This window comes from Paraburkholderia sp. GAS206C, assembly GCF_050435645.1.
In the GTDB taxonomy this organism is placed as follows: domain Bacteria; phylum Pseudomonadota; class Gammaproteobacteria; order Burkholderiales; family Burkholderiaceae; genus Paraburkholderia; species Paraburkholderia phenazinium_B.
On sequence record NZ_JBNDKR010000011.1, the window covers coordinates 187,479 to 207,834 of the forward strand.

The window sequence follows — 20,356 nt, forward strand, 5'->3', positions numbered from 1 at the left end:
GGCAAGAAAACGCTTAGCCTTTTTGCGGTGCCGCTGTTTCGATAGTCACTTCGCCGCGCAACGCGAACTGTTCCAACACCGGCGCGTCGGGCCGGGCATCGGTGACGAGCGTCCAGTCGCGCTCGAGGGGAGTCCAGTGCTGCTGGTTCGCGCGGTCCAGTTTGTTCGACGTCACCAGCACGAAGACATGGGCAGCCTGCCTGATGATGCACTCCTTCAGATAAGCCTGCTCGGCGCTCGCCTCACACAGTCCGCGACCGGCGACGACGCCGTCGGCCCCGAGAAACGCCTTGTCTACCGAGACGCGGCTCAAGGCGAGCTGCGCAAGCGGCCCCAGCGTGCTCATGCTGGTGGGACGCAGATCGCCGCCTATCAGCGTGACAGGCACCTCGCTTGCCGCCAGCAGGTTGACTGCCAGCAGGTTATTGGTGACGACGCGGATGCTGCGGCGGCCGGCCAGCAGTCGCGCCACTTCAGCGGTGGTGGTGCCGCCGTCGAGAAAAATCGTGTCGCCGTCGTGAACGTGGTTCGCTGCGAGCTGGGCGATCGCAGCCTTTTGCTCGCGAAAACTTTCGCGCCGGCTGTCGAGCGATTCCTCCGGCTCGTGCATGCCGATCGAAGCGGCAGCGCCACCGTACGTGCGCACGATGCGCCGCTCTTCTGCAAGTGCGCGCAGGTCGCGCCGTACCGTTGCTTCGGACATCCCGAAGTGTTCGCACAGCGCGCCGACATCGGTCATGCCGGACAGGACAGCCTGCAGCATCGCCTCGCGGCGGTTGGTAACTTTCATGTCTTCGCCACAAAAATGATCGATTCGGTCATTCTAGTCTTTGCCTGGCCATGCGGGTGCATCAGCAAAATCTTACTGGATTGAAGGGTTATTTGCATCCGGATTGCAGACGATGGAGCTGTGCCGTACACTCTGACTGATCGATGTAGTCAAAATAAATGATTGAATCGGTCAAACACGGACAGGAGACACCCATGGCCCAGATACCTATCAAGCGCGCAATTGAACGCGTCCCCGGCGGAATGATGATCGTCCCACTGCTGCTCGGCGCAGTCGTCGCGACCTTTCTTCCAGGCATGCCGAAGTTCTTCGGCTCGTTCACCAGTGCCTTGTTTACCGGCGCGTTGCCTATCCTTGCAGTGTTCTACGTCTGCATGGGCGCGGCGATCGACATCAAGGCCACACCATACCTGCTCAAGAAGGGCGGTGCGCTATTTGTGGCGAAGGTGGGGTCGGCGATCGTGGTAGGTATGGTACTGGGGCATTTCCTCGGCGAGCAGCCGGTGCCGTCCGGACTGTTCGCCGGCATGTCGACGCTTGCCGTGGTGGCGGCAATGAACGACACGAACGGCGGCCTCTATATGGCGCTAATGGGTCAATATGGCAAATCTGAAGACGTGGGCGCGTACACCATCATGTCGCTCGAATCGGGGCCGTTCCTCACCATGGTCACCCTGGGCGTGGCGGGACTCTCGGCGTTTCCATGGCAAACGCTGGTGGGCAGCATCCTGCCGCTCGTGGCGGGCATGCTGCTCGGCAATCTCGACCGCGAAATGCGCGAATTTCTCGGGCGTGCGGTGCCGGTCATGATTCCGTTCTTTGCGCTCGCACTCGGCGCCAGTCTCGATCTGCACAAGGTCTGGCAGGCCGGTTTGCTGGGCATTGGTCTGGGTGTCGCCGTAGTGGTCGTAACGGGTATTCCGCTGTACCTGACTGATCGCCTGACAGGCGGCACCGGGGTGGCAGGCGTCGCCGCTGCGAATACGGCCGGCAATGGGGCGGCGGTGCCGGCCTTGATCGCCGCGGCCAATCCGGTCTATGCGGAGGCTGCGAAAAGCGCGACGCTGCTGGTGGCCGCCTGCGTGGTGGTGACGGCGATCCTCTCGCCGATCCTGACCGCGGCCGTCGCAAAGCGCGTAGCAAAGCGGGTAGCCAAGGGCACGATTGAGAGCAAGGACACGAACCATTCGACAGCAGGAGCCAGGCGGTGAGTCATACGAGTCTTCTGATTCTTGCTGATGACCTGTCCGGCGCCGCGGACTGCGCGATCGCCTTTGCGGGCGCAGGAAGGCACACTGCTGTCACGCTGACGGCCACGCGCGCGATGAGCGGCGCGGACGTGGTCGCCGTGGATACCGACACGCGCAGGATGCCGCCAGCCGAGGCCGCGCGTTGCGCCGGTGCGGCCTGGCAGGCGCAGCGCGCGCCGGGGCGCCGTTTGTACAAGAAGATCGACTCCACCTTGCGCGGCAACTGGGCTGCCGAAGTCGCGGCCTTGCAGCCGCTCGCCGGTCTCGCGATCGTGGCGCCCGCTTTTCCGGCCACCGGCCGTACGGTAGACGGCGGCAGAGTGTTCGTGCGCGGCGTGCCGCTCGGCGACACTGAGACCTGGAAACTCGAGCACGCCGGCCAGTCGGCCGATCTATGGGCGATGCTGGAGTCGGCTGGCCTCACTACCGCATTGCTGGGCGTCGATGCGCTACGCGGTGAGCAGGAGTCCTTGCGTGCTGCGATCGCCAGTGTGGCGCAGAGCGGCACGAAGGCGCTGATCGTCGACGCGCACACCGAAGCGGACCTGAGAGCGCTTGCACAAGCGACGCTCGCGCTGGAAGCGCCGTGCTTCTGGGTTGGCTCAGGTGGTCTTGCGCGTGAGCTTGCTGCATTGGACGAGCTCTTCTCCGCTGTACCCGTTGACGATACCGAAGCGCACCCCACCACGCACACTCGTGATGGGGCCGTGCTGATTCTGGTCGGCAGCCTGTCGGCGGTGTCCGCGCAACAGTGTGCGATGCTGCGCGAACGCGCGGGTGTCGACGAGGTGATCGTGCCGCCCGCGGTGTTGCGCGATGGCGCGCTCCACCCGCAGTGGGCAGCGTGGCAGAGCCGCATTGCCGGATACCTCGCTGGCCGCACCGATCTGCTGGCGCGAATTGGCCGCGACGACGCGTTTGATCCGGCCGAAGGCGCCCAATTGTCCGCGGCGCTCGCGGCACTCGTCGCTCCGTGCTTTGAGCATCTCGGCGGCCTGATCGTCACCGGCGGCGAGACCGCGCGCGCCATGCTCGGTGCGGTTGGGATCGAAAGCCTTCGCTTGCTCTCGGAAATCGAGCCGGGTGTGGCGGTAGCGCGTCCGCATGGACATGAGCATCTTACGGTCGTCACTAAAGCCGGCGCGTTTGGCACCGAGCATGCGCTGTATGGCGCTTACCTTCATCTTCGAGGCCTCGCGGAAGTCACGCGCACGGACTCATGAATCATGGACCTCATGGTCCACCAACGAACTCACTGAAACTCAGGCAGAACATGATTAGCAACTACCTTCCAGTCATCGGCATCACGATGGGCGATGCAGCCGGCGTGGGCCCCGAAGTCGTGGTCAAGAGCTTGACGCACGAATCGCTCTACCGGCAGTGCCGCCCGCTCGTGATCGGCGACGCTGGGCGTCTCGAAGAGGCCAACCGGATTGTCGGCGGCACGGCAAGCGTACGACGCATCGAGAAGGCCTCGGAGGCGCGCTATGAGCCCGGCATCATCAACTGCATTGACCTCGGCCTGATTCCCGCGGGCCTGCCATTTGGCACGTTGTCTGCCGTTGCCGGCGACGCCGCCTATCGCTACATTGCGCGCGCCGTCGAGCTGGCCAAAAGCGGTGAGATCGACGCGATCTGCACGGCGCCGCTGAACAAGGAAGCCTTGCATGCGGGTGGCCACAAGTATCCCGGGCACACGGAGATGCTCGCGCACCTCACCGGCATCGACGAAGTGTCGATGATGCTCGTCGCGCCGCAATTGCGTGTGATTCACGTGACGACGCATATCGGCATCATCGACGCAATTCGCAAGATCGAACCGGGCCTCGTACAGCGCACGATCGAGCGGGGTCATGCCACGCTCGTCAAGGCGGGTATCGCCAATCCGCGCATTGCCGTGTGCGGCATCAATCCGCACGCGGGTGAGAACGGCCTGTTCGGCTACGGCGAGGAAGAAGAAAAGATTGTGCCCGCGGTGCAGCTTCTGCGCGAGCGCGGCTGGGACATCGAAGGACCGCTGCCCGCGGACACGCTGTTTTACCGCGCCGGCCGCGGCGACTTCGATCTGGTGGTCGCGATGTACCACGACCAGGGTCACGGCCCGGTGAAGGTGCTGGGCCTCGAGGCGGGCGTCAACGTGACGGTTGGCCTCGATGTGATCCGTACTTCGGTCGATCACGGCACCGCGTTCGATATTGCCGGTAAAGGCATCGCAGACGAACGCAGCATGCTCGAAGCATTGCGTCAGGGCGCTGAACTGGCTACCCGGCGCGCCTGAGATGACAGGCAGGATGAACGGTCGGCTCAATCGCGTGCTGTAGCGCAGATAAGGATCTGTATCGAACCGGTAACCTGCGAAAGGGCGGTGCGCGCTACCGTGATTGTCTACGCAGAGCGTCGCGCCCCCACGGATTTTTAGGCCCGCGAGGGGGCCCGCGCGTATGCGACGGATAAACCCTTGAGCGAAGCCAGAATCATTGTCTGATAGCAGGAAGTTGATCTACCGGCCGCGTATCCGGCCCGGCAGGGCGGCGCGGTTGCTGCGAAAGTGTCTGCGACGCGCGTCGATCGTCTGGGTGGTGCGTGCGCCGCGCCTTGCGGCCATCGCCGCGGCGGTAGCCAGTCTTACCTGGTCTCAAGCGCACGCCCAGTTGAGCGGTGCGGCCGCGCAACCTCAATCGCTCGACGGCCCATGGGGCCTGCGCTTTGCGCCGCAACTCGAAGAGCATCTGCTGCGGCTCGGCCAGGCAGCGGTCGAATTCGGTCTTGGCGATATGGTCTACGGCGTGTCGGCCACCGGCATCGCGCTAAAGGGCCATGGCGAAATACGCGTGAACGCCACCGTCGTGAAGGGCGATGCCATCTATTACGACGAGGACACGGACGTGGCCGATGCATACGGCAACGTACATGTCGTAAGGAATGGCGACGTGTTCGTCGGCCCCGAGGCGCATCTGAGGATCGATGCGTCGGAGGGTTACATGACTGCACCGAAATATCACTTCAACCTGACGAACGGTTCCGGCAGCGCCGCGCGTATCGACATTGTCGACAACGACCGCTCCGTGATTCACCAGGGTACTTATACCGGCTGCCAGTGCGTGGACGATCCCGCCTGGTACGTCAAAGCCTCGCGCTTCGATATCGACAACGGGACGAACGTAGGCGTAGCACGAAACGGCGTGATTTTTTTCGAGGGCGTGCCCATCTTCGCCAGTCCGTGGTTGTCGTTTCCGCTCAACGGCGATCGCCGCAGCGGCGTGCTTCCGCCTACCTTCTCCGTGAGTTCGACGAACGGTGAGGATATCGAGCTTCCATATTATTTCAACCTGGCACCGAACTACGATTTGACCCTGACGCCGCGCTTTCTCTCGAAGCGTGGCGGCATGCTGTCCGAGGACTTTCGCTATCTTTCGCCTGACTACTCGGGAAGCCTGAGCGCTTCGTTTCTGCCGGACGATGCGATCACCAAAACCAACCGTTACGCGATCACCTTCATCCACAACCAGAATCTTGGAAACGGTTTTGGAGCGTACGTGAATTACAACCGTGTGTCGGATTCGAACGTGACCACCGACCTCGCTGAAGGCAGTGCAGTTCCGCTTGCGGCCACCACGGAGTTCCAGCAGGAAGCGGGTTTGACCTATAACGACGGACCGTGGTCGATGCTGTTCCGCGATCAGCACTGGCAATCGTTTACGACCAGTCCGTCGTACAACCGCGAACCGGAAGTCGACGTCAAGTACGCGAAATACAATGTTGCCGGCTTCGATTTCGGCGCGGAGGCCGACGCGACGCGCTTCACCATCGACACTGCGGGCGCCACGGAAGGCAGCCGCCTTGTGTTCAACCCGTACGTCAGCTACCCGATCGTGCATCCGGGCTGGTTTTTTACACCGAAGCTGCAATGGCATTTTGCGGCGTACGATCTGACGTCGATCAGCAGTTCCGCGCCGACCGGTCAACCCAAGACCTTTAGTTACAACGTACCCACCCTCACGCTCGATTCCGGAATGGTCTTCGAGCGCAGCGTCAATCTGTTCGGCACGAGCTACATCCAGACCCTGGAGCCGCGGCTCTATTACGTCTACACACCGTATCGTAATCAGACATTCGCGCCGATCTTCGATACCGCCCAGGCGGACTTTGGTCTTACGGAGATTTTCACCAGCAACACTTTTGTGGGCGGCGATCGTGTGGCCGATCTGAATCGCCTGACGAGCGGTTTGACGACACGCTTTATCGACCCTTCGACGGGTGACGAGCGGGCGCGCTTCACCATCGCGCAGGAATACTATTTCACCAATCCCGAGGTGACATTGGTGGAGGATGAACCGGAAACCGATCTGCGTGGCGCTTCCTTGGCGATGGGGACTTCGTTCAAGGTGGGGCGTGATGTCTCGGCAGAGCAGTCGATGGAATACGACGAACGGTATAACCGCATCGACGCCGCGACCGTAGGTTTTACATGGAAGCCTGCGGACCGTGAAGTCGTGAATTTCGGGTATCGCTACATTCGCGATAACACGACCATCGACGATGAACCGGAAAATCAGGTGATCCTGTCGGCTCAATGGCCGTTGACTCGCAATCTCTCTACCGTGGGCCGCTTCAATTACGACATGCTGTCACATCATCTGATTGCCGGTTTGCTTGGCGTTCAGTATGACGCGCAGTGCTGGTCGTTAAGTCTGGCGGTACAGAAGTACAGCGAAGAGGATGACACGACGGGGGAGCCCACCAGCGGCACACGGGTGTTGCTGCAACTGCAGCTCAAGGGATTTTCGAGGATCGACAACGGCCTGCTCCAGCAGTTTCAGTCGAGCGTCCCGGGCTATACGGCGCTGCCATCCACGGTGCCTGCGGATTCGCGCTTCAGCGATTACCAGTAGGGGTGGCGTGGAGGGGTGCCCGGGCGCTTCACCTCGAACGGAAGCTCAATTGGCGGTCGCGCTCATTGCAACCGTCATGGGAAGCTGGACGCTCAATGCCTTCTCCAGTCTGGAGAGGCTCGGCGGTGGCAGGGAAAAGCAAAGCCAACCGAAGCCCGTATGCCTTAGCAGAAGGACTGCGCCGTCAACAAGAGGGCCTTTGTCGACGTACCAGCACGGGTCGACTTCAAGCGAATACATCACGGTACGCAGAGGTTGAGGTGGAGGGGCCGGGGGCATCTGCCTGCGGATCTCGCCGAGTTGCGCAATGAGGTCGTCAATTTCGTGAGCATTCAGCAGTGCTGCGTTGTCTCCGATGACAAAGCGGAGTGCAGCGGTTCCGGATACTTACACGGGTTCGAAAGACATACGTTGGTACATAGAACACCTCCAGATACGTAAAGCATGTTGCTGGTGCCGGCAAAGCATTAGCTGGCTTGCGGAAAGCGATGCAACGTCGCTTCCCGGAAGCCAAGGTCTTCATGCTAGCAATCGCAGATTCCGCTCTGGTTACGGGTATGTTCCACGTCATTACTCGCTTACAGGTTCGTTGTCCGATGATGCGAAGCGAACCTGAAACCGGTCGACTTTATGCCTTCTGATACGTCCCGGATTACAAACTTCGGATCACGAAAGAAAGCGAAAGCCCGCTGTGGTTCGTTGCCAACGATTCGCGCAAAGCGCTGTGAGCTAATAGCGACGTCCGGCAGACGCTGCATAGCCAGCAGGCCGGATATCGAAACGCACAGGCTCGCGTGTGCCGAAAAAATCGGGAGGTTCCCACCGATCCGATCGCAGCGTGCACAGCGTTATTCAAGTTTATCCTCGGAGAACCACAGATGAAAAAGTCCGTTGTGACAATGGCGTTGCTGATGGGCGCCGCCAAGGTCGCTTACGCTCAAAGCAGCATCACGCTGTACGGGATCCTCGACGAATCGGTCCAGTACACACATAACGCTACGTCGACCGGCGGCAATGCGGTCGGGCTCTATTCCGGCAACCTGTCGGGCGATCGCTGGGGTCTTAAGGGCTCGGAAGATCTGGGCGGCGGACTGAAGGCGATCTTCCAGCTGGAAGACGGCTTTAACCTGAACAACGGCAAGATGGGCACCTATAACGGGACCACGTCGGAATTCGGCCGCCAGGCCTATGTCGGTCTGCAGAGCGACAGTTACGGCACGTTTACCGCTGGGCGTCAGTACGATCCTCTCGTGGACCTGGTGCAGGGTATAACGGCCGATAACTACTTCGGCAGCGCGTTTGCGACCGCAGGCGACGTAGACAATTACGACAACAGTTCGCGCACCAACAATTCGCTGAAGTATGTGTCGCCGGTGTTCGGCGGTCTGCAGGTGGAAGGGCTTTACGCACTGGGCGGCACGGCAGGCGCGACCGGGTCGGGGCAGACGTGGTCGGTGGCTGCGGCGTACAACAACGGCCCGCTTGCGCTCTCGGCCGGTTACTTCGTAGCGGACAATGCAGACACGACCGCCGCGACGCGAACGGGCTGGTCCTCGACATCGGATGGCACGTTCGATGGTCCCGTCAACACCGGTTATGACACGGCGAAGTCGATCAACATCGCACGCGTCGCCGCGCAGTATGTTGCAGGCCCCTACACGTTCGGTCTGAGCTACAGCAACTCGATGTATAAGGCGGATGCACAGTCGGCGTTCCTCGTGACGGAAAAGTTCAACACGGGGCAAGCCTTCCTGAACTACCAGGCAACGCCGGCGCTGCTGCTAGGCCTCGGTTACAGCTACACGAGGGCGAGCGGCGATACGGGCGCGACGTATAACCAGATTTCGCTGGGCGCGGACTACAACATCTCGAAGCGCACCGACGTGTATCTGGTCGGCGCATGGCAACACGCCAGCGGCGAGCAGTTGAACAGCGACGGCACTGTGAGCAGCGCCGAGGCTTCGATCGGTTCGTATGGTGTGGCAGGAACCAGTTCGCAGGACTTGATCAGTATCGGCATCCGTCACAAGTTCTAACGGGTCAGTCGGGCATCCATACTGGGGGATGCGAAAAGCCGGTCGCCTGCGCGAGTTCAGGTGACCGGCTTCATGCTTACGCTGAACCTGAAAACCGCACCACCTGATGCAACGCTGCCCACGCGAGTGACAGAGAGAACGCAGCCAGAATGATCGACGCGCAACGTTGTACGTGCACAGGATTAACCCGCTTCAGGCGGCCGCTGCCGAGTCCCGCGCCGAAAGTGATCCATAGCAGGCCGATGGGGACGAGCAGGGCAGTGAAGATCGCCATGGCTTCAAGATAGGCGCCGAGGCTCTGGAACACCGCCGCCGGAAAGATGGTGCCGGCAAACAGGATGGCTTTCGGATTGAGCAACGTGGCGACGAACAGGGTACGCAGGCCGATTGTCGCGTGTGTCGACGAAGAAAAGGAGTTCGCCGTCTGCCACATGCGAACCGAGAGGTACGCAAGATACAGGCTGCTCGCGAGCCGCAACAGCGTAGGCAGCCAGGTGAGCGACGTTGCCGCATGTGAAAGAAAAAGTCCCCACGCCGAAATCGACACAAGGTAGCCGGCGAATTCGCCGCCCGTCAGATGTGCCGAGCGCCTCATACCCCGTCGCAGCCCCGCAGTGGCGAGCAAGGTGTTGGTTGGGCCAGGCACGACCAGCACGATAGCGCTGCCTAAAGCCAGCAATGCGGCACTTGAAGTTGAAAGCATTGGATTGACGCGAGCAGAGGTGGACCCAGATTATGTGCGATTGTCGGCGATCTGGAGCGCAATGTCGAACCGTTGCGTTGACGAAGCGCGGAATGCGAGGTCCGGCAGCGCCTCAATAGCTTCCCAGTTCCTCGAAGAGGACGTCGCCGCAAACGACGTACCTGACCCCGCCGCTTTCGACACATGCAGCGAGCGTCACGCAAAGATTCATCGATCCCGAGGTGACATAAGGCTCGCTGACGACGGCCTCGCCTGGATGACTCACCGCGTCTCTGAAGTATGGCCGTTTCGACCAGTTGGCACCCTTGCTTCTTCCGAGCATGGGGAAGCGAGATTGCTTGCGCATCGGGTGATCGGTCGATTCCACCTGTCTGTCGATCTGTGCGCCGTGTTGATCCAGCAGGAACATGCGAATCGACAGCGGAAGGGCGAGGAAGCGCGGCGCGATATCGGCGAAACTTTCGCCCATGCAGAAGGCGTGCGTGACATCCCGGAACGCCTCCCGGTAGGGCTGCAACGCCACCAGGTCGGCAATCGGCTTGATCCGCTCGGTACTGTGAAAGTCTTCTAGCAGGTGTTCGGTGCCGGTCACGACCAATTCGCCGTTCTCGGGCAACGGCGCAGGCCTGCCGAAGTAGTAGCCTTGTGCGAAGTCGGCATCGCAATCGAGGCACAACAGCGCTTCCGTTTCCGTTTCCACGCCTTCGATGGCAACGAGGGTGCCAATTTCATGCAAGAGGCCAACCAGCCGCCGCAGACTGCGTGCATTGCGATGGCTCATCGCCGCCTGTCTGATCAGTTCGCGATCGAGCTTGACCACATCAGGACGCAGATCCCAGACCCGGCTCAGGTTGGTTTCGCCGGCGCCAAAATCGTCGAGCGCGATGAGCAGGCCATGTTGCCGTAACTGGTTGGCCACATCGACGAGCGTTTGACTTCTTGGCAGCGGGGTTTCGAGCACTTCGATCGCGAGGCGTGAGGAAGGGATGCCGCAGCCGAGGATGTCCGCAATGAGGCCCGGTCCGTGAACCGGATGAATCAGTACTTCAGGCTGTACATTGATGAACAGAACGCTTTCGTGGTCGGCACGGCGTGCGAACTGACCCGTGTGACAACGCACGCATTCGCGTTCGAATTCGCCGGTGCGATCGACGAGCGCTGCGCGGCGAAACGCTTCGATCGGTGAACAGGGCCTGCCGTTAATCGATGAACGCAGCAACGCCTCATATCCCAGGGGCGTCAGATGGGCAAGAGACACAATGGGCTGAAACGCGCTGTTTACGCTGGGTAGAAGATAAGAATACGCTTCGCTCATCGTATAGCGGTACCCATGGTGAATTCGATTTGCGGTGGCATCAGCCGCCTGTACCGCGCCAGCATGACAAGCACACTATGTCCAATCTAACCAATCCTTTCTCGTAAGTACTCGCGTTGTGGCATTGCCTCGACCCGGTTGCGGCCACTTTCTTTCGCGCGATACAGCGCCTGGTCGGCCGCCTCGACGATCTCGGCGGCTTCGGCGTACGACGATTCGAATACGGTAATGCCTATGCTGACCGTGACGAGCTCACCCGTCGGCGTCTCGTTGTGAATATTAAGCGAGCGGACCGCTTCCTGCATCCTTTTCGCCACGAGGCGTGCGCCGTCTTCATCGGTCGACGGAAGGATAGCAGCGAACTCTTCGCCGCCATAGCGTGCGAGCAGGTCGCCGCCGCGCGGCAACATCGATTGCAGGGCGGCCGCGATCGAAATGAGGCATCGGTCGCCGGCCGGATGACCGTAGCGGTCGTTGAGTCTCTTGAAGTAGTCGATATCCACGAGGAGCAACGCAAGCGGCTCCTGATTGCGGACCGCGCGGTTCCATTCGACGATGAGCGTCTGATCGAAATGGCGGCGATTGGCCGCATTGGTGAGGCCATCGGTTAACGCCATCGCTTCGAGCCGGTCGCGGGCCTCGTGCAACTCGTGTTGCACCCGTAAATGACGGCCTTGCAAGGTCGTCATGCGGATGCCGTAGACAACCAGCGCAGTGAACACCCCGACCATGCCTTCGTAGAAATGCCGGCGTATCACGGACATGCTGAGCGCCAGCAGCGCGACGGTATAGAAAATGGGGCTGACGTTTTCGATGAACAGCGCAAGCCGCTTTCTCTGCGCGGGCTGTACCCGCTGAAATCGCGGCGAGGTGGGTATCACGGCCACCACAGCCAGAAACAGAAACGGCAGATCGGCCATCAGGTCGATCAGATTGTGCGTGTCGGTCGACACGGCCAGGTCGTTATAGATCCACGCCATGACGCCATAGATCCAGAGAAAGGCGCAGAGGACTTCGTAAAAGCGCCGTTCGTGTCCGCGCGGCTGAGCGACCAGACGCAACGTGGATGCCACGATGAGAATGACATTCTCGGCCTTGTAGGTCAAAAGCAGCACCGAGATCGAAACAGGCTGCAACTGGGCGCCGGACAGCGGCGTCACGGAAAAGATGGTGACGTAGGTCAGGTAACCGGTCAGCAGTGCCTGGAATCCGTCCAGCCAGACGAAGAAGGGAATCGACTGTTCTGTCGAGACGGATGAAATCGCCAGCAGGATCGGCACGTCGAAGAGGAAGAAGCAGACATCCGAAAAGTAGGCGACGCTGACCGGAATGTGCTGGAAGATGTCTTCCCAGGCGCTGAGCAGCATGCCGCACAACCAGAGGAACATGCCGGCGGCGAGCAGAATCCACGCCGAACGGGATTGGCGCTCGACCGTGGCCACGCGCCAGCCGCAGGCCGCGATCACGAGCGTTGGGCAGAGCAGCAGAAAGGGGTAGGTCAGAACCGCCCCCTGGGAGCGAAAGACGAGCAGCACCAGCGCGTGCAGACAGACGAATGCACACGCGAGCGGCAAGAGAACTTTCAGTAACGGCGACGGGCGGCGCAAGGTTGAACCTCAAGGGCTGAGGAAAGCAGGCGAAAGTCCCCAGGCAGGCGGACGCGGCTCGATGCGGTTCTACCCTGCACAATCGCCGCATTCCGCATAGGCAAACTTACGGCACACGTGAAGAAAACTTGAGCGCGATTATTCAGTTGATCTATGCGATCGCGTGGGGGTGTCCAGCAGGGGCTCGCCAAACGTTTGCGCCTCTTGCTGGTCACGCGGTTCGATGGGATTGGAGCACGTGTCGGGCTTCCACTCATCTGCGGATGTGGGTCGATATTGTTTGAATGAGTTGCAGGCATACAGCGTCCCCCGCCTGTATTTCGCTCGCGATTTTATCGCGAGAATTGTCTGACCAATAATAATTTGCATAACTGTCGATGACATCGTGGCCCACTGTTTGCGTAAGCTTCGCGTAAAACTGGCAGCGCAGACTTCGCGATGACGCACTGCACATCGAGGGCTCTGCCATGAAAGCTTCCGTCTTTGTCGGAACCAGTCTTGATGGCTTCATCGCCAGGGTCGATGGCTCGCTTGATTTTCTTCCCGAGGGCGGCGGCGAGCCCCACGGCTACGATGAATTCATGGCGACGGTGGATGCGCTCGTCATTGGCCGCAATACATACGAAACGGTACTGGGTTTCGATACGTGGCCCTATGCCCGCAAGCCGGTATTCGTCCTAAGTACTCGCCCGTTGGCGAAAGCGCCCGCCGGCGCGCTCGTCGAGCATATCGAAGGATCGCCGGCGGACGTGGTGTCTCTGCTCGAGCGTCGTGGTGTCCAGCATATTTACGTGGATGGCGGGATCACGATTCAGGCGTTTCTGCGCGCGGGTCTCATACAGCATCTGACTGTCACGCGCGTGCCCGTTCTTATCGGAACAGGAATCCCCCTGTTTGGCGAGCTGCTGCGTGACATTGCTCTCACGCATATCGCGACACATCAGTACGCGAGCGGGCTCGTCAAAAGCGAGTATCGGCTGGGCGTTTGATGCCGCGCCTCGCAACGCTTTTTGAGCGTTCAGCGCTATTTCCCGGAATGCGCTAAAGTGCAGGCCGAATTGTGCGCGGCAGCATGCGGCGCGGTCCGCTTTCGATGCTCTTTCCCTATATGTGAGCCTCGAAGCGACGCGGTCGATTTAAGGACAGGTAATGAGCAATACCGGCAACAAAAAACTCCATCCAGGGTGGGTTATCTTCGCGCTTGCCATGGGGGGATTTGCGATCGGCACGACCGAGTTCGCGACGATGAGCCTGTTGCCGTTCTTCTCTCGCGGTCTGGGGATCGATGCGCCCACGGCAGGGCACGTGATCAGCGCCTACGCACTGGGCGTGGTCATTGGCGCGCCGGTGTTTGCGGTGCTGGGAGCGCGGCTGCCGCGCCGCACGCTGCTGATTTCGCTGATGGGTATCTTTGCGCTCGGCAACGGCCTGAGCGCGGTGGCCCCGAACTACCACTGGATGCTCGTGTTCCGCTTCCTGAGCGGGCTGCCCCATGGCGCCTATTTCGGCGTCGCGGCGCTTGTCGCAACCTCGCTGGTGCCGGAAAACCGCCGCACAACCGCGCTCGGGCGCATGTTCCTCGGCCTGACGCTCGCGACCATCGTTGGTGTGCCGATGGCGAACTGGCTGGGCCAGGCGATTGGCTGGCGCTGGAGTTTTGGCCTCGTTGCCTTGATGGGCGTCGTGACGATGACCTTTGTATGGCGGCTGGCGCCGTACGAGCCGGCGCATCCGGAATCGAGTCCGCTGCGTGAACTCGGCGCGCTCAGGCACACGCAGGTGTGGTTGACGCTGGGCATCAGCGCGATCGGCTTTGGCGGTATGTTCGCGGTGTACACGTACCTGGCCGATGTGCTGGGTGAGGTCACTGGCGTCTCGGCGCATGTTGTGCCGATCGTGCTGAGTATCTTCGGCGTGGGGCTGACGATAGGCAATCTGCTGGTGCCGATTCTTGCCGATCGCGCCCTGATGCGCACGGCCGGTGGGATTCTGGTGTGGAGCGCGCTTGCGCTCGCGATATTCCCGCTGGTTGCCGGCAATGTCTGGCTGCTCACGCTGGATGTGTTTCTGATCGGGCTGGGCGGCGCGCTCGGCACGGTGCTGCAGACCCGCCTGATGGACGTCGCGGAAGACGCTCAAGGTCTCGCAGCCGCGTTGAATCACTCGGCATTCAACACGGCTAACGCGCTCGGACCGTTTCTTGGCGGCCTCGCTATCGCGGCAGGGTACGGATGGACTTCGCCGGGATGGGTGGGCAGTCTGCTCGCCCTATGCGGCCTCGCTCTCTGGTTCGCTTCGGTGACGTTGGATCGTAGCCGGTTGCGCAAGCTGTCGCCAGGTTAGCGCTAGCCCAGCTTTTTGCCCAGCCGCCGCATGCCATTGAAAACCGCCTCGGCAAGGTCCAGCGGGAAATCCCGGGGTAGCAGGGCGGCTACCTCGTCGATCACGCCAGGCGTTCGCGCTGCGAGCTCGCCGAGCATCTCCTCGACCTCTGCCGGCGAAAATCCGACGCGTTGCCCCTGAGCGATCCACTGGCGGCGCTGGATCTGGTTGATCAGATAGTGGACGTTCTTGCTGCGCACGGCCATCGCCAGTCTCACCCGCTGTGCGGCAATGTGATTCGCGCCGCGGCCGATGATCGGGTGGGCCGAGAGGACGTCGTAGAGAGGTGTGGACTCGTAACGGTTGCCCGGCAGGTGCGCGATGCTGAAGTTCTTGGCGTGGCCGTCGGTGGCGGCGAGCAGCCAGAACAGGACCTGCGTCGTGAAGAAGTTGCGCCGGTCTTGCATCGAGCGCTCGGAACCGGCGAGCACTTCCATGATTTCCTCTATACCCGGCCCGCCGTCCGCCTGGTACTTGCGAAGCGCGGGCGTGCCGGTTGCCTGACACATATCCTCCTGGGGTAAGCGCAAGATCCAGCGTGCGTCCGTTGATGGTCTGCGGTCGAAGCGTTCGACGATGAGGACCTTCTGTTCCTCGAACGTGGCGATTTCACATTGAGCGACCGGCAACCCATAGGCCGCGACGATTTTCGCGCAGAGCCACTCGTTTTCCACGGAGGTCCGCATGTCGGCGCGCATGTTGCCGACGAGCCCCAGCGGCAGCTTGAAAATATGCGTTGTCGGCGTGCTGTCCTCGGGTAGCAGCCATTGACCGTTGTGCCAGAGAAGTGCGGTTTTTTCCTGCGCGCCGGCAATCGACAGGCGCAGATCGTCCACGGGTTCGTGCTGACCCAGTTGAGGTGCCGAGGTTGTGTCGCGTAGAAAGCGGGCGATCTCGGCGTCGTTGAGTGGGCGCCCCCTGATGCTCTGGAGCCCGACGGGCTCTTCGTCTGGCGGCAGCATCTGGATGGCTCCAACGCAGTCACGGCCGAGCGTGGCGAGAAGCTGGAATGGTGCGGTGCCGCCGGTCTGATAACGCCGGGCGATACGGCGGCGAATGGGTTCGCTATCGGGGAGCAGATTGTCGAAATAGTCGGCGACGACTTCGCCCCGATAGGCCTGATTTCCCGGCGTAAACGGAAGCGACAGCGAAAGCGGGCGACCCTGCGGATGGTCGATCCAGTCGTCCCGATACGCGAGACGCTCGCCGCTGCGGGTTGTCTCCCAATAGCCAACTGGCAACCCGTTCATCCACAGGTTCAACCGGTTCGGTTGCGTGCCGCGCGGCATGGTTACCAGTTTTCCTTTGCCTTGCTGGTTTTACTGGCCTGGCGCTTCGGCCCGGTGTCTTGCTGGGGGCGTGGCGAGGCCTTCGGGACCGCTTTAGCGGGCCCGGCTGTACCGCGCTGCCGGGCGAGACTCATTCCACGCGCGGGCGTTCCCGGTGTTTTAGCCTTCGGGGGCCGGGATGGAACCGTACTTTTTTCGCTGACGGCGGGCTCCGCTGCGCTGGCGGCCGTTTGGGCCAGCACCACTTCGACTTCGAGCACGCGCAGCACCTTGAACAACCGTTCAACGCTGACGGCCGACGGATCAGCCTCGAGTTGCGCGTAGGTTTGCTGCGTCACGCCGAGGCGGCTGGCAAGCATGGCCTGGGTGAGCCCGGCGGCCTTGCGGAATCCCTGCAGGAGGGGCCGCAACTGGGCAACGGTTTTGACGGGATAATTCACGGGTGGCTCCGTTCCATATCTGAACGTTCATACAGGCTAAAGACTGTAAATCGAACTAACAGTCTATCCTCTGTATTTTGCAAATACAAGCTAAAGACTGTTAATGCAAAATACAGCCGTAAGCCTGTATTCTGGCCGACCGCTACTTCCTATGATTTACGCGCCCAAAGCGCGAGCCCGGCACATGCCACCAGCAAGGAGCCGGTAACGAAAAACACCGAGTGCAGGCCAAGCGCCACACCGATCTGGCCGCCAATCACCGGGCCGATCACTTGCCCGCTAAACTGCGCGGATTGCAGATAACCGAGCATTTGCCCCGTCTTGCTCTCGTCGACCGAGTGTCTGGCCAGCTTGGCGATAGACGGCAGCAGACCCGCGAGCGTCATGCCCATCAGCATGCGCAATCCGGCCAGCTGCCACCATTCGGTGACGAAGGCCTGCGGGATCATCACGAGACCGGTGAGCACGAGACACCCCACGATCACATTCCAGCCGCCGATGCGGTCGGCCAGTGCGCCAAGGCGGGCCGCCGTCAACATGCTGCCCAACGCGGAACACGCCATGACCAGGCCCGCGATACGGGCCAGATGATCCGCCTGCACACCCAGACCGCCGATATACACGGTGATGATCGGCTCGATCGACATGTTCGCAAGCAGCACCATCATCGCGGTGACGAGGAGCGCGGCCACCACGACATGGTTGGTCCGGCGGCCCGGCGTCGCGGTCTTGCTGGCAGCACGGTTGCCCAGGTGGTCGGCCGCATTGAAGTCCTCTTTCACCAGAAAGATCGTCAGCAGCGCCGCCACTGCGATCATCGCTCCGCCGGCGAAGAAGGTGCCGCGAATCCCGATCCATTCGGGCAACAGGCCGCCGACCAGCGGCCCAACCAGATTGCCCGCCAGCGCTCCTGTCGACAGTATTCCCAACGCCCAGCCGGCGCGTGCCTTGGGCGCCTGCGAGCCCACCATCACGGTGGAAGCCGAAGAGTAACCGCCCACCAGACCGGCGATCAGACGCAGCGCCACTAACTGGTGGACCGAATGGACCACCCCTATCAGCGACATCACGATGGCCATGCCGATCGCCGCGCGCACCAGCATCAGCTTGCGGCCGTAGCGATCGGCAAGGCGTCCCCACAGCGGCGCGGTCACGGCGGTGCCGAGAAACGTTGCGCCGAAAGCAATGCCCGACCATTGGATCACGGCCGACGTCGATTCGACGCCGAGCTGCCGCACATAGAGCGGCAGAAACGGCAGCAGCATGCTCAGGCTGACGAGCGTGGTGAATGAACCGAATACGCAGACCGCAAGATTGCGTTTCCAGTGATTCTCGTTGCGCTCGGCATAACCGCGCGACGCCGGTTGCTGAACCGGATGCAACAGTGATTGGGCAGGTTGATTCATCTCGTCCTCAAGGCGGCAACCAGGATGTGAGCGCCAGTGATGCGGCACCCTTCTGTCACTCATGGAAGCAGTCTAGATTGAACCGAATAAGGAGAGAATCCATTCGACACGGAAGACATTCTTCCGCCGCACGGTTCAATCAGCGTCTGTAACCAGCTGCATCTGCTTGAAATGACGGCGTAGCCGCGGCGTCGCGAAGTCGACGAACGCTCGCACTTTGGGGACCGAGAGGCGACCCTGTGGCGTCAGAAGATGAATGGGGAGGGGGGCGTGTTCGGCATCGCGCAGGACGAGCTTGAGCGTGCCTTCCTTGACTTCCTGCGCTACGTGGTAGGAGAACATGCGCGTGACGCCGCGACCGGCTACCGCCGAGTCGACCGCCGCCTGGATGGTGTTGACGATAAAACGCGGCGTGAAGTCCACCACGAGCGGAACGGTGGAGCGGCCCGCCGGCGGGAAACTCCACGAATCCAGTCCGAAATGGGTCATCGAAATGATCTGATGGTGCGCGAGGTCGGCCGGCTCATTAATGCACGGATGTTTGGCGAGATACCGCGGAGAGGCCGCCACCACTCGCCGGACTTCGCCAATCGGGATCGCGATCAGCGTCGAGTCCGCCAGATGCGCGATGCGCAGCGCCACGTCGACACCCTCGTCGATCAGACTCACCGGACGGTCGAGCAGTTGCAGGCGAACCGAGACGTCTGGGTAGCGGTCGGTGAAATCGTCGACGATGCCGCGCAGCACGTCCTGACCCGCCGCAACCGGCGCGGTTATCGTCAGCAGGCCGCGCGGCGCCGAGCGCTCATCTGCAACCAGCAGATCGGCTTCCTCGAGTTCGGTGAGGACGCGCCGGCAGGCGGACGCATAGCGTTCGCCCGCTTCGCTCAACTTGATCGTTCGGGTGGTCCGGTGCAGCAGGGCCGCGCCGGTGTGTTCCTCGAGAAAGGCAATCGCCCGGCTCACGGCGGCCGGAGAGCGGCCAAGGCGGCGCGCCGCGCCCGCCAGACTGCCTTCGTCGAGCGTGGCGATAAACACTTTCATCGCGTCGATACGGTCCATGTTGCATCAGAGGGGCGGCGGCGAAATTGCCTCCCCAAGTGTACCGTGCGACGCGGGTGCTCCTGCTACTTCTGGCTGAGCTGCTTTCGATACGCCTCGACCGGCAGTCCCCCCCAGCCCCAGTTCTCGGTTTGCACCTCTTCGATGACCACGAAGGTCGCTTCGAGCGGCTTGTTCAGCACGTCGAGCAGGAGCTGGCTCGCGCCCTTGATCAGTTGCGCCTTTTCTTCTGCGGTGACGGAGTCGTTGCCCGGCTTACTGCCTTCGCGGGTGACCTGGATCGTGACGATTGGCATGCTGTTCTCCTTGAAGTATCGGACGGCTGGTCGCCTGCGGCCGGGATATACCCGGCCGCAGGCGACCGTTTGCGCTTAGTGGCCGGCGCTCTGGCCACCGTCGACGTGCAGGATTTCGCCCGTGACGAACGGAGCGGAATCCAGATACAGGATGGCGTTCACGATATCGCTCATTTCGCCCATATGCCCGACCGGATGGAGGGCGCCGAGCGCAGCATGCGTTTCGGGCGCGTGCATCGGCGACTTGATGATGCCGGGCGCGACCGCATTGGCGCGAATGCCGCGTTTTGCATATTCGATCGCAAGCGAGCGGGTCGCCGCGTTCAGACCGCCCTTGGTTAGCGAAGCGAGCACCGAAGGCACACCTTCAATCGCCTGGTCGGCCAGCGTAGTGCTGAGGTTGACGATATGGCCGCTCGAGTTTTTCTCCATCTCGGCGATGGCCAGTTGCGTGATGTAGAAGAAGCCGCCCAGATTCACGCCGGTGATCGCTGCATAGTCTTCCGGGGTGTAGCTGGTAAAGGGTTTGGCGATAAAGATACCGGCGTTGTTGACCAGCGTATCGATGCGGCCAAAGCGCGCCACGGCTTCGCTGATCAGGCGGCGGCCGGTTTCGGGATCGGCGATGTCGCCTGCGACGGTCAGAAGATCCGGATCGTCCGACGGCTTGATGCTGCGCGCCGTGGCGGCCACGCGATAGCCGAGTTGACGGAATGCTTTAACCACTTCTGCGCCAATGCCTTGCGACGCACCTGTAACGACAACGACCTTTTGTGATGTGCTCATGATAATCCTCAGTGTGTGTTTGACCCGGCTCTTGCGCCGGTCGGGCCGGTGGCTCCGATAGGTGCTAAATCTAGGCGCATTGGCGCAAAGTTCGAATACCCG

17 protein-coding genes are annotated in these 20,356 nt (G+C 61.5%); 7 read left to right on the top strand and 10 right to left on the bottom strand.

Features of this window, described 5'->3' with window-relative positions:
* Positions 1–13: 13 nt before the first annotated feature.
* A complete protein-coding gene (locus tag P3T20_RS29290) occupies positions 14–790 on the bottom strand; it encodes a DeoR/GlpR family DNA-binding transcription regulator (RefSeq protein WP_074268078.1) in 777 nt (258 codons plus the stop codon).
* 194 nt (positions 791–984) lie between these two features.
* On the opposite strand from P3T20_RS29290, the gene P3T20_RS29295 reads away from it, so the two are divergent.
* The 5 genes from P3T20_RS29295 to P3T20_RS29315 all read left to right on the top strand — a co-directional run bounded on the left by P3T20_RS29295 (position 985) and on the right by P3T20_RS29315 (position 8,968).
* The gene (locus P3T20_RS29295; protein ID WP_074268079.1) at positions 985–2,001 is read left to right on the top strand and encodes a 2-keto-3-deoxygluconate permease; all 1,017 of its coding nucleotides are present in this window, start codon (positions 985–987) and stop codon (positions 1,999–2,001) included.
* Positions 1,998–3,263, top strand: a complete 1,266-nt coding sequence (locus tag P3T20_RS29300; protein WP_074268080.1) for a four-carbon acid sugar kinase family protein — start codon at positions 1,998–2,000, stop codon at positions 3,261–3,263. The genes P3T20_RS29295 and P3T20_RS29300 overlap by 4 nt, the downstream gene beginning before the upstream one ends.
* A 53-nt stretch (positions 3,264–3,316) precedes the next feature.
* Positions 3,317–4,318, top strand: coding sequence for a 4-hydroxythreonine-4-phosphate dehydrogenase PdxA (gene pdxA, locus P3T20_RS29305; RefSeq protein WP_074269388.1), 1,002 nt, complete (start codon positions 3,317–3,319; stop codon positions 4,316–4,318).
* Positions 4,319–4,577: 259 nt separating this feature from the next.
* Complete coding sequence (locus P3T20_RS29310) at positions 4,578–6,932, top strand: LPS-assembly protein LptD (protein ID WP_429288594.1); 2,355 nt, start codon at positions 4,578–4,580, stop codon at positions 6,930–6,932.
* A gap of 878 nt (positions 6,933–7,810) precedes the next feature.
* Positions 7,811–8,968 carry a porin gene (locus P3T20_RS29315; protein WP_074268082.1) on the top strand — a complete coding sequence of 386 codons (1,158 nt, stop codon included), beginning with the start codon at positions 7,811–7,813 and terminating at the stop codon, positions 8,966–8,968.
* Positions 8,969–9,044: 76 nt separating this feature from the next.
* Here P3T20_RS29315 and P3T20_RS29320 read toward each other — a convergent pair whose 3' ends face one another.
* The 3 genes from P3T20_RS29320 to P3T20_RS29330 form a co-directional block, all read right to left on the bottom strand.
* Positions 9,045–9,671 carry a LysE family translocator gene (locus P3T20_RS29320; protein ID WP_074268083.1) on the bottom strand — a complete coding sequence of 209 codons (627 nt, stop codon included), beginning with the start codon at positions 9,669–9,671 and terminating at the stop codon, positions 9,045–9,047.
* A 112-nt stretch (positions 9,672–9,783) separates the two neighbouring features.
* On the bottom strand, positions 9,784–10,986 hold the full coding sequence (locus P3T20_RS29325; protein WP_074268084.1) for a sensor domain-containing phosphodiesterase: 1,203 nt from the start codon (positions 10,984–10,986) through the stop codon (positions 9,784–9,786).
* 86 nt (positions 10,987–11,072) lie between these two features.
* The gene (locus tag P3T20_RS29330) at positions 11,073–12,593 is read right to left on the bottom strand and encodes a GGDEF domain-containing protein (RefSeq protein ID WP_429288595.1); all 1,521 of its coding nucleotides are present in this window, start codon (positions 12,591–12,593) and stop codon (positions 11,073–11,075) included.
* A 467-nt stretch (positions 12,594–13,060) separates the two neighbouring features.
* Between P3T20_RS29330 and P3T20_RS29335 the strand changes: the two genes are divergently transcribed.
* Together P3T20_RS29335 and P3T20_RS29340 are read left to right on the top strand one after the other, a co-directional pair.
* The gene (locus P3T20_RS29335) at positions 13,061–13,582 is read left to right on the top strand and encodes a dihydrofolate reductase family protein (RefSeq protein ID WP_074268086.1); all 522 of its coding nucleotides are present in this window, start codon (positions 13,061–13,063) and stop codon (positions 13,580–13,582) included.
* Positions 13,583–13,742: 160 nt separating this feature from the next.
* Positions 13,743–14,936 carry an MFS transporter gene (locus P3T20_RS29340; protein ID WP_074268087.1) on the top strand — a complete coding sequence of 398 codons (1,194 nt, stop codon included), beginning with the start codon at positions 13,743–13,745 and terminating at the stop codon, positions 14,934–14,936.
* A gap of 2 nt (positions 14,937–14,938) precedes the next feature.
* On the opposite strand, the gene P3T20_RS29345 is transcribed toward P3T20_RS29340, so the two are convergent.
* The 6 genes from P3T20_RS29345 to P3T20_RS29370 form a co-directional block, all read right to left on the bottom strand.
* Complete coding sequence (locus P3T20_RS29345; protein WP_074268088.1) at positions 14,939–16,264, bottom strand: type II toxin-antitoxin system HipA family toxin; 1,326 nt, start codon at positions 16,262–16,264, stop codon at positions 14,939–14,941.
* 2 nt (positions 16,265–16,266) lie between these two features.
* Complete coding sequence (locus P3T20_RS29350) at positions 16,267–16,704, bottom strand: helix-turn-helix transcriptional regulator (RefSeq protein ID WP_074268089.1); 438 nt, start codon at positions 16,702–16,704, stop codon at positions 16,267–16,269.
* A gap of 149 nt (positions 16,705–16,853) precedes the next feature.
* On the bottom strand, positions 16,854–18,110 hold the full coding sequence (locus P3T20_RS29355) for an MFS transporter (RefSeq protein WP_074268090.1): 1,257 nt from the start codon (positions 18,108–18,110) through the stop codon (positions 16,854–16,856).
* A 135-nt stretch (positions 18,111–18,245) separates the two neighbouring features.
* The gene (locus P3T20_RS29360) at positions 18,246–19,172 is read right to left on the bottom strand and encodes a LysR family transcriptional regulator (RefSeq protein ID WP_074268091.1); all 927 of its coding nucleotides are present in this window, start codon (positions 19,170–19,172) and stop codon (positions 18,246–18,248) included.
* Positions 19,173–19,237: 65 nt separating this feature from the next.
* Entirely contained in the window at positions 19,238–19,468 is a 231-nt protein-coding gene (locus P3T20_RS29365; protein WP_074268092.1) for a tautomerase family protein, read from the bottom strand.
* 75 nt (positions 19,469–19,543) lie between these two features.
* Positions 19,544–20,254 carry an SDR family NAD(P)-dependent oxidoreductase gene (locus P3T20_RS29370; RefSeq protein ID WP_074268093.1) on the bottom strand — a complete coding sequence of 237 codons (711 nt, stop codon included), beginning with the start codon at positions 20,252–20,254 and terminating at the stop codon, positions 19,544–19,546.
* Positions 20,255–20,356: the final 102 nt, after the last annotated feature.

Coding starts and splice junctions, on each gene's coding strand:
- P3T20_RS29290 (WP_074268078.1), bottom strand. CDS start 790: ATGAAAGTTACCAACCGCCGCGAGGCGATGCTGCAGGCTGTCCTGTCC.
- P3T20_RS29295 (WP_074268079.1), top strand. CDS start 985: ATGGCCCAGATACCTATCAAGCGCGCAATTGAACGCGTCCCCGGCGGA.
- P3T20_RS29315 (WP_074268082.1), top strand. CDS start 7,811: ATGAAAAAGTCCGTTGTGACAATGGCGTTGCTGATGGGCGCCGCCAAG.
- P3T20_RS29320 (WP_074268083.1), bottom strand. CDS start 9,671: ATGCTTTCAACTTCAAGTGCCGCATTGCTGGCTTTAGGCAGCGCTATC.
- P3T20_RS29325 (WP_074268084.1), bottom strand. CDS start 10,986: ATGAGCGAAGCGTATTCTTATCTTCTACCCAGCGTAAACAGCGCGTTT.
- P3T20_RS29335 (WP_074268086.1), top strand. CDS start 13,061: ATGAAAGCTTCCGTCTTTGTCGGAACCAGTCTTGATGGCTTCATCGCC.
- P3T20_RS29340 (WP_074268087.1), top strand. CDS start 13,743: ATGAGCAATACCGGCAACAAAAAACTCCATCCAGGGTGGGTTATCTTC.
- P3T20_RS29345 (WP_074268088.1), bottom strand. CDS start 16,264: ATGCCGCGCGGCACGCAACCGAACCGGTTGAACCTGTGGATGAACGGG.
- P3T20_RS29355 (WP_074268090.1), bottom strand. CDS start 18,110: ATGAATCAACCTGCCCAATCACTGTTGCATCCGGTTCAGCAACCGGCG.
- P3T20_RS29360 (WP_074268091.1), bottom strand. CDS start 19,172: ATGGACCGTATCGACGCGATGAAAGTGTTTATCGCCACGCTCGACGAA.
- P3T20_RS29365 (WP_074268092.1), bottom strand. CDS start 19,468: ATGCCAATCGTCACGATCCAGGTCACCCGCGAAGGCAGTAAGCCGGGC.
- P3T20_RS29370 (WP_074268093.1), bottom strand. CDS start 20,254: ATGAGCACATCACAAAAGGTCGTTGTCGTTACAGGTGCGTCGCAAGGC.